Annotated in this window: 4 protein-coding genes and 1 pseudogene; 1 reads left to right on the top strand and 4 read right to left on the bottom strand. The window is 73.7% G+C overall.

All coding sequences use genetic code 11. The features are described from left to right. Positions 1–2,206: DUF5667 domain-containing protein (locus tag ND748_RS34210; protein ID WP_285902588.1), on the top strand; the 2,206-nt coding region annotated here is incomplete at its 5' end. 111 nt (positions 2,207–2,317) lie between these two features. On the opposite strand, the gene ND748_RS23460 is transcribed toward ND748_RS34210, so the two are convergent. From ND748_RS23460 to ND748_RS23445, 4 genes and pseudogenes are all read right to left on the bottom strand, one after another. Then, positions 2,318–3,685: a class II 3-deoxy-7-phosphoheptulonate synthase gene (locus ND748_RS23460; protein ID WP_251748124.1), complete on the bottom strand. Its 1,368-nt coding sequence runs from the start codon at positions 3,683–3,685 to the stop codon at positions 2,318–2,320. 85 nt (positions 3,686–3,770) lie between these two features. Further along, positions 3,771–4,796 (bottom strand): 6-phosphofructokinase, encoded by a 1,026-nt coding sequence (locus ND748_RS23455; protein ID WP_251748123.1) that lies wholly within the window; start codon positions 4,794–4,796, stop codon positions 3,771–3,773. A gap of 178 nt (positions 4,797–4,974) precedes the next feature. Continuing rightward, positions 4,975–5,505: a polyadenylate-specific 3'-exoribonuclease AS gene (locus ND748_RS23450; protein WP_251748122.1), complete on the bottom strand. Its 531-nt coding sequence runs from the start codon at positions 5,503–5,505 to the stop codon at positions 4,975–4,977. A 4-nt stretch (positions 5,506–5,509) separates the two neighbouring features. Then, positions 5,510–5,715, bottom strand: a pseudogene (locus ND748_RS23445) (hypothetical protein); the annotation flags it as partial.

Raw genomic sequence — 5,715 nt, 5'->3', positions numbered from 1 at the left:
GCTGGACGGCCGACGCCCGCCGGCCGACGCCGCCGACATGCACCTGGTGACCACGGCGGCAGCCCTGCGCGGCCTTCCAGTCCCCGGCATGAGTCCGGCCCGCCGCGACGCCGTGCGCACCCATCTACTCGCCGCCCTCGCCGAGCAGCCCCTCACCGAGCCCACTCGCTCCGAGCCCACTCGCACCGAACCCGTACGCACCGAACCCGTACGCACCGGAACCGCCGAGGCCCGAGGCTCGGGCGTCACCGGACGGCTGGTGCGTCCGGTGACGCCGCGCCAAGGTCGGGTTCTGCGCGCCGCCCGCCCGCTGCTGGCCGCCTCGCTCGCCTGCGCGGTGGCCCTGGTCTGTCTCGCCGTCAGCGCGGAGAACGCCCTACCCGGTGAGACGCTCTACAGCGTCAAGAGACGGGTCGAGAACCTACAGGTATCGCTGGTGCGCGATCCGGTCGCCAAGGCGAAGACCCACCTCGACGTGGCCGGCACCCGCATGAACGAGCTACGCACAATCACTCTCGGCGAGGGAACCGCCGCCGATGCCAGCACCGGCGGTGTCGGGACGGCCGGCGGTGCCGGGGCGGCTAGCGGAGTCGGGGCGGCTAGCGGAGTCGGGGCGCCGGCGGTAACCGCACTCGGCCAGCCCGCCGCGGCCGGTATCCCACCGCTGATCGCATCCACCGCGGGTGACGCGAGCGAGCCGGCCGCTGCACCCGAGGCTTCTCCGCGGACCGGGGTCGGCACACCGTCGTCGGCAGCGCGGACGTCGGCGGCGACCGCCGGTCTCGCGGCCGCCGCCGACCGGCCGTCAGCACCCGTGGGCCCGCTGCACCTGGAAGATCCGTTCGGCTCGCCGCGCACCACTGGGGCGGACCTTCCCCTGCCGCCCGTCCGGCCCGCCGCCCCGGTCGGACCGAACCAGGTGCCGCTCCCCGACCGGCCGGCAGCACCGGGGCGACCAGGCCCACCAGCCACGGCGACCCCATCAGCGACGGCGGCCCCGCCAACCACGGCGACCCCTCCGGCAGCGTCAGCCCAGCCCGCCGGCCAGGCCGTCCCGGCCGCGTCGGACCTGTCAACTGCGCCAGACAGGGCAGCCGCACCAGACAGGGCAGCCCCGCCGAACAGGGCAGCCGCCTCGGACAATGCAGCCCCCTCGGACAATGCAGCCGCGCCAGACTCGGCATTCGCCTCGGCTGCCCCTGTCCCTGCCTCGCCCGGCCGCCACGCGGATGCCGGCACGGTCAACGGCCTGTTGCGCGCCTGGTGCGTCCAGGCCCGGGCCGGCTCCCGGGTGCTACTTGCCCGGGCCACCGCCGGGAACGCCGACGCCTGGGCGACGATGGCCGCCTTCACCACCGAGCAGTCCGACCGGCTGACGCCCGTCCTCGCGGCCCTTCCCCCCGGCACGACCGAATCCGCCCGGACGGCGCTCGACCTCATCGACGAGTTTCGTAGAGCGCTCGGTCCCCGTCGCCCGCGGGCAACGGCCGCCACCGCGCCGCCTTCCGCACGCTCCGTGCCCACGACGGCGCCGACCACTGCCTCGCCGGTTCTCCCGCCGACCGCCACACCGCTCACGCCGACCTCCCCGAGCGACACCGATCCGGCTACTGCGCCGACGCCAGTCAGCGGCCCGAAGAGCGGCCCGCGCGAGGATGCGACGCTCGGTACAGCCGTGGCGGACCGAGCGGACCGAGCGGACCCGGCGGACCGGGCGGTCGCGCCGGGGCAGCCGAACGCCGCGGTCCCGGCCGCGCCGCCGGAGGCATCCTCGACGGCGACGACCCCGGCGGCCCGGGCAGGGCACACCCCGGCCGCCCTCACAGCGGCGGACACCGCCGCCGGCGGGACCGCGATCCCCGGCCAGACCGGCAGCACCGGTCAAGCGGACAGCACGAGCCAAGCGGGCACCGATAGTCGGACGAGCACGGGCGGTCAGACAGGCACAGGCAGCCGGGCGGGTACGGCTGGCGCGGCGGGCACAGCGGCCGCGGCGAGCGGCTCGGGAGCCAGGACAGCCGTTCCTGGGGCGGACGTGGCCCGGGCGGGGGCCACGGCATCCAGCCCGTCCAGCGGTATTGCGTCCAGCGGCGCGGGGGGTGCGGCCGCAGGCACCGGGAGCGGCACGCCGGGTGTCGGGAGCGCAACCGCCCCGGCGCCCGGCGCACCGACGGGCACCGCCACGGACCACGGGCTCGCCGGCTGAACCGCGCGCCCGCGGTTCCGTGCGGACGGTTCACGAAGGGGGCAGGTCGCGAAGAGGCAGGGGCCGGGGTGGCTTGCCCGTCGTGTGCGCGGAGCGGGGGGCCTGGTCGGGCTAGACGGTGGGGAGGTCCTGCATCGCGGCGGCGCGCTCGCCCCGCGCGTGCTGGAGCATCTCGGCCACGAGGAAGGCCAGCTCGAGTGCCTGCCCGGTGTTCAGGCGCGGGTCGCAGGCGGTCTCGTAGCGGCCACCGAGATCCTCCTCGCCGATCAGCTCCGCTCCGCCGAGGCACTCGGTGACGTCCTCGCCGGTCAGCTCGATGTGCAGGCCACCCGGGTGGGTGCCCAGGGCCTTGTGCACCTCGAAGAAGCCGAAGACCTCGTCGAGCACGTCGTCGAAGTGGCGGGTCTTGACGCCGCCGACGTCGCGCGTGTTGCCGTGCATCGGGTCGCAGGACCAGACGACCGGCGGGCCGGCGGCGTTGACCTTCTCGATGATCGGCGGGAGGGCGTCACGGATCTTGCCTGCACCCATCCGGGTGATCAGGGTCAGCCGGCCGGGGATGTGCTGCGGGTTGAGCCGCTCGGCGAGCTCAAGAACCTCGTCCGGGCTGGCCTTCGGCCCGATCTTGCAGCCGATCGGGTTGCCCACCCGGGACAGCAGGTCGACGTGGGCGCCGTCGAGGTCCCGGGTCCGCTCCCCGATCCAGATCATGTGCGCGGACAGGTCGTACGGGTTGCCGGTGGAGTCCTCCACCCGGGTCAGGGCGCGTTCGTACTCCAGCAGGAGGCCCTCGTGGCTGGTGAACAGTTCCACCCCGGTCAGCGCCGCGCTGCCGAGGTCGATGCCGCAGGCCGCCATGAAGGCCAGCGCCCGCTCGATGTTCGTCGCCATCACCTCGTAGCGCCGGCCGGCCGCCGAGTCTCGCACGAACGCCTTGTTCCACTCGTGGACCTTCGACAGGTCCGCGAACCCGCCGGTGGCGAACGCCCGGACGAGGTTCAGCGTTATTGCGCTCTGGTGGTAGGAGGCGACCATGCGCATCGGGTCCGGCCGGCGGGCCGCGGCGGTGGCCGCGATGTCGTTGACGGCGTCACCGCGGTAGGACGGCAGGCCGGTGCTCGACTCGATGTCGGCCGAGCGCGGCTTGGAGTACTGGCCGGCGATGCGGGCGACCTTCACCACCGGTGTGCTCGCGCCGTAGGTCAGCACGACCGCCATCTGCAGAAGCGTCTTGACCTTGTCGCGGATCTTGTTGGCGGTGTTGGCCGCGAAGGTCTCGGCGCAGTCACCGCCCTGCAGGAGGAAGGCCTCACCCCGGGCGACCATCGCAAGGCGTTCGGTGAGCGAACGCACCTCTGGGGCCGTCACCAGCGGGGGAAGCGCCGCAAGCTGGTTGTAGGCGGACTGCAGTTCCTCAAGGTCGGGCCACGACGGCTGCTGCTTGGCCGGAAGGGTCCGCCACACATCCAATGCGCTCACGAGACACCAGGGTACGGTCCCGACCGCCGTCGAGCCGGTCAACAGGCCGACAGGATGGCACTCGTCCGATCAGCCGGTCAGCCGGTCAGCCGAAGAAGGTCTCCGCCTCGTCATAGAGCTCCTCGGGCACCGTCTTGAGCTCACGGGTCGCCTCCGCCAGCGGCACGCGGTCGATGCGGGTCCCGTGCAGGGCGACCATCACCCCGAAGTCGCCCTCGTGCACAGCGTCGACGGCGTGCAGGCCGAAACGCGTCGCGAGCCAGCGGTCGAACGCGGTCGGCGTTCCGCCGCGCTGAAGGTGGCCGAGCACGGTGGCGCGGGCGTCCCGGCCGGTGCGGCCGCGGATCTCGGTCTCGAGCACCTGCGCGATGCCCTGCAGCCGGACGTGACCGAAGGCGTCGAGCTCGCCCTCCCTCGTGACCAGGGTGCCGGCGATCGGGGTCGCGCCCTCCGCGGCGACGATGATCGGGGCGTAGTGGGTCGCGAAGCGGGCCTCGACGAAGGCGCAGACCTTGTCGAAGTCGAACGGCCGTTCCGGGATGAGGATGACGTTCGCGCCGCCGGCCATACCGCTGTGCAGCGCTATCCAGCCAGCATGGCGCCCCATCACCTCGACGATGAGCACCCGATGGTGGCTCTCCGCGGTGGTGTGGAGGCGGTCGATCGCCTCGGTCGCGATGTTGACGGCGGTGTCGAAGCCGAAGGTGTAGTCGGTGGCGAACAGATCGTTGTCGATGGTCTTGGGTACCCCGACCACGGGCAGACCCTCGGCGTGGAGTTGGGTGGCCACGCCGAGGGTGTCCTCCCCGCCGATCGCGATGAGCGCGTCGATCTCGGCGGCGGCCAGGTTCTCCCGGACCAGCGACGGCCCGTCCACGGCGGCGTACGGGTTCGTGCGGCTCGACCCGAGAATGGTCCCCCCGCGTGGCAGGATGCCCCGCACGGCGGCGGTGTCGAGTGGCACCGTGTCACCGGTCAGCGGCCCGCGCCAGCCGTCCCGGAACCCCACGAAGCTGTGCCCGTAGACGCCCTCGCCCTTGCGGACGACGGCCCTGATCACCGCGTTGAGCCCGGGGCAGTCGCCGCCACCGGTCAGTACGCCGATCCTCATCGCGAATCCTCCTGTCGAGCCCGCAGGCCCCGCCGGCGGCAGCGTAGCGGCAGGTCCGCACCCAGGAAGCGAGTTCGGTCACCGGGCGTGGCGACTCAGTAACCAAGAGGCGATGATGGCTCCGCGGAAAGCCCGCGCAGCGGCGTCAGCGGCGCGCGGGGGGCTTGGGCCAGCGGCGTCAGCGGCGCGCGGGGGGCACGGCGGCGACGCGGGCCCGCAGCGGAGCGAGGACCTCCCAGCGAGCCAGGTTGTGCACGGCGTCGGCAAGGGCGTCGTGCGCGTTGGCCGGCGGCGGCGGCAGCACCGGGCGGCCGACGTCTTCCCAGAGCTGCCGCAGGTCCCGGGTGAACCGCGGCAACTGCGCGGGCAGATCTGTCATCGTCCCGAAAAGCTGGCAGAGCACCACGTGGTCGTAGGCGCCGTACCAGGCCCACAGCTCCGGCGTGCCATCGGCGGTCAGCAGCGCGGCGATCTCCGCACGGATCCGCGCCCGGGACCGCCACGCCGGGTCGGCGGGCGGCGGAAGCTGGTCGAGGACGTTGCGGCGGACCCACGGCACCGCGAAGGCCGGGTCGAACTCGGTGGACACGGCGTAGTAGCGCTGCGTGCCGTCCTCGCTGACGATGCCGATGCTGACCAGATCCAGCCAGAGATGATCGGCCTCACGGCGCTCGATGAACTCGGTGTCGTAGAAGAATCGGGTGCCCACCGGCTCAGTCTCCTCCGCCGGCCGGATCGGCGGGAACCGGCCGACCCGGCTGCCCCGGCTGCCCCGAGCGCCGCCGCCATGGCCGCAGCACGAAGGCGAGTGGCGCCGCGGCGGCGGCCGCCCCGACCAGGGGCAGCACCCACAGCAGCGGCCCGGAGTAGTCGTCGTGGCGGTCGGCTGCCGCGCGGGCGAGGCCGCCCGACCCCGCCC

Origin of the sequence: Frankia sp. AiPs1 (assembly GCF_023716945.1) — a bacterium.
Lineage (GTDB): Bacteria > Actinomycetota > Actinomycetes > Frankiales > Frankiaceae > Frankia.
Note: the sequence above shows the minus strand (reverse complement) of the source record. Positions and strands in the feature narration are given on the sequence as shown.